Genomic DNA, 732 nt, shown 5'->3' with positions numbered 1-732 from the left:
GCCCACGTCCCCGCAGGGGCGCGGCACCGCCGAGAGGAGCTGACGCCCGCCATGATGGGCAGAACGATCTTCATCGACCCGGGTCGGTGCATCGGCTGCCAGGCCTGTGTCTCGGCCTGCCGCGAATGCGATTCGCACCGGGGCAAATCCATGATCCATCTCGACTACCCCGACGAGGGGCACTCGGTCGCCTCCCTTCCCACGGTCTGTATGCACTGCGAGGACCCGGTGGCCCCCTGTGCCGAGGTCTGTCCCGCCGACGCGATCCTGGTGACGGCCGACGGGGTGGTGCAGCAGGCCGACACCAGCCGCTGCATCGGCTGCGCCAACTGCGTCAACGCCTGCCCCTTCGGCGTACCGAAGATCGACCTCCAGGCGAAGCTGCAGATGAAGTGCAACCTCTGCTACGACCGCACCGCCTACGGCCTCGCCCCCATGTGCGCCACGGTCTGCCCCACCGGCGCCCTCTTCTACGGAACGCTCGACGAGCTCCGCGCCGAACGCCCCGGTGTCCAGGTCGCCGACTCCTTCACGTTCGGCGATGTCGTCGTGTCCACCGGCGTGGCCATGGTCGTCCCCGCCGACCGGGTCGAGTGGCCGGTCCCCGGCGGCCTCCCGGTCGTCGAGGTGAACGGAAGGACGGTCCGGTGAGCCCGGGCGATCAGCCCCCGCCCGGCCCCGGCGGCCCGGGCGGCGGGGCGCCCACGCCGGGGACACCGGGGATGGGCGGGC

Annotated in this window: 1 protein-coding gene; it reads left to right on the top strand. The window is 72.0% G+C overall.

Annotation, left to right across the window (positions count from 1 at the left end):
• Window positions 1–51: 51 nt before the first annotated feature.
• Window positions 52–651, top strand: coding sequence for a 4Fe-4S dicluster domain-containing protein (locus ACJA3G_RS38035; protein ID WP_406557553.1), 600 nt, complete (start codon window positions 52–54; stop codon window positions 649–651).
• Window positions 652–732 lie beyond the last annotated feature (81 nt).

Source organism: Streptomyces sp. YS-3 (assembly GCF_045257485.1).
In the GTDB taxonomy this organism is placed as follows: domain Bacteria; phylum Actinomycetota; class Actinomycetes; order Streptomycetales; family Streptomycetaceae; genus Streptomyces.
The sequence above is the reverse complement of the archived record's forward strand: the minus strand, read 5'-3'. Positions and strand labels throughout refer to the sequence as shown.